Raw genomic sequence first — 2113 nt, forward strand, 5'->3', positions numbered from 1 at the left:
CGACGGCCGCGGCTACACCGCGGGCATCATCGGCTTCTGCTCCGGCACCGGTGACATGCTCGCCCTGGTCGAGCGGTACACCGACCGCTCACCGGGCAACGTGCTCGCGTCGTACCTGCCCGCCCTGCGCGCGGTGGACGGAACCGACTCGCACGACGGGCTCGACCCCCGGTTCACCGAGGACTGGGCCGAGGCCGCGAAGGACCCGGTGTTCCAGCAGGCGCAGAACGACGAACGGGACCGGGTGTACTTCGGCCCCGCGGTGCGCCAGGGCAAGGACGACGGTCTCGGCACCCTCGGCCAGTTCGCGTACTACGACGCCATCGTCATGCACGGAGGAGGCGAGGACAGCACGAGCTTCGGGTCCATCCGGCAGCGAGCCCTCGCCGAGGCCGCGCCGCCGTCGCGGGGCGGTGACGAGGTCGCCTACCTCGACGCGTTCCTGGACGCCCGGGTCTGGGCGATGCGGCAGGAGGAGGCGCACTCGGACACCAGCCGGGTGGACACCGCACAGCGGCTCTTCCTGCGCGACGGCAATCTGGATCTGGACCCGCCGCTCGACTCCGCACACGCACCGCGGGCCCGTCCGGTCAGGGGACCACCGGCAGCACCATCGGGTCCTTGGGCTGCTCGGTCGCGGTCGGTTCCTCCTCCGCGGCGTCCGCGTCCGGCCTGCGGCCCAGGTGGTTGAAGGCCAGGTTGAGCAGGATCGCCACCACGCACCCCGTGGAGATGCCCGAGTCCAGGACGACGAGCAGGTCCTGCGGGAAGGCGTGGTAGAAGTCCGGGGCGGCGATCGGTACGAGGCCGACGCCGACGGCCGCCGCGACGATCAGGGCGTTCTCGCCCTTCTCCAGGGCGGCGGTGGCCAGGGTCTGGATACCGCTCGCCGCGACCGAGCCGAACAGCACGATGCCCGCGCCGCCGAGCACCGGCAGCGGGACGAGGGCGATGACGGACGCGGCGACGGGGACGAGGCCGAGCACCACGAGGATCACACCGCCGGCGGCGACGACGAACCGGCTGCGCACCTTGGTCATCGCGACCAGCCCGATGTTCTGGGCGAACGCGCTGCACATGAAGCCGTTGAAGAGCGGGCTGAGCGCGCTGCCGAGCGTGTCGGCGCGCAGACCGCCCTCGATGGTCCGCTCGTCCGCCGGCCGGCCGACGATCTTGCCGAGGGCCAGCATGTCCGCGGTGGACTCGGTCATGCAGATGAGCATCACGATGCACATCGAGACGATCGCGGCGGTCTCGAACTGCGGGCCGCCGAAGTGGAACGGCGTCGGGAAGCCGACCAGACCGGCGTCGCCGAGTGCCCCGAAGTCGGTGATGCCGACGGGTATCGCTATCAGGGTGCCGATGACCAGCCCCAGCAGGATCGCGATCTGCTGGAGGAAGCCCCGCAGCAGTTTGCGCAGGGCGAGCACGATCACGAGGGTGACGGCGGCCATCGTGATGTTGGTCGTGGAGCCGTGGTCCGGGGCTGTGGCGTCGCCGCCCTGGGACCAGTTGAAGGCGACCGGCAGCAGTGAGACGCCGATGAGGGTGATGACGGTGCCGGTCACCACGGGCGGGAAGAACCGTACGAGTTTGCAGAAGTACGGGGCGAGGAGGAAGCCGAGGACACCGGCCACCATGATCGCGCCGAAGATGACGGCGATGCCGTCGTGCCCCCGGTCCTTGCCGATCGCGATCATCGGGGTGACGCCGGCGAAGGAGACGCCGTTGACGAACGGCAGCCGGGCACCGATGCGCCAGAAACCGAGGGTCTGGAGAAGGGTGGCGATGCCGGCGGTGAAGAGGCTCGCCCCCATCAGGAAGGCGGTCTCCTTGGCGGTCAGCCCCACGGCGGGGCCCACGATCATCGGCGGGGCGACCACCCCGGCGTACATGGCGGCCACGTGCTGCAGGCCGCTGGTGAACATCTTCAGGGGCGGGAGCGTCTCGTCGACCGGATGCCCGCGGTCCGGATCGGCGGTGGCGTCACGGCCGGCGGGATGGGCGTCACGGCCGGCGGGGTCGGCGTCCGGGCCGGTGGGCGTGGTGCCCGGGTCGGGGGTGGTGCCGGGCGCTGGGGTGGTGTTCTGCCTGTCTCTTATACACATCTCTG

1 protein-coding gene and 1 pseudogene are annotated in these 2113 nt (G+C 71.0%); one reads left to right on the top strand and one right to left on the bottom strand.

Annotation, left to right across the window (positions count from 1 at the left end; genetic code table 11):
- Positions 1-562, top strand: a pseudogene (locus IH13_RS0135060) (chitosanase); the annotation flags it as partial.
- 28 nt (positions 563-590) lie between these two features.
- Here the strand turns inward: IH13_RS0135060 and IH13_RS0135065 are convergent.
- Entirely contained in the window at positions 591-2108 is a 1518-nt protein-coding gene (locus IH13_RS0135065) for a nucleobase:cation symporter-2 family protein (protein ID WP_234433497.1), read from the bottom strand.
- Positions 2109-2113 lie beyond the last annotated feature (5 nt).

It is taken from the genome of Streptomyces sp. NRRL WC-3549 (genome assembly GCF_000721935.1).
Lineage (GTDB): Bacteria > Actinomycetota > Actinomycetes > Streptomycetales > Streptomycetaceae > Streptomyces.

Excerpts from the sequence above, each read along its gene's own strand:
- IH13_RS0135065 (WP_234433497.1), bottom strand. The coding sequence starts at position 2,108 with ATGTGTATAAGAGACAGGCAGAACACCACCCCAGCGCCCGGCACCACC.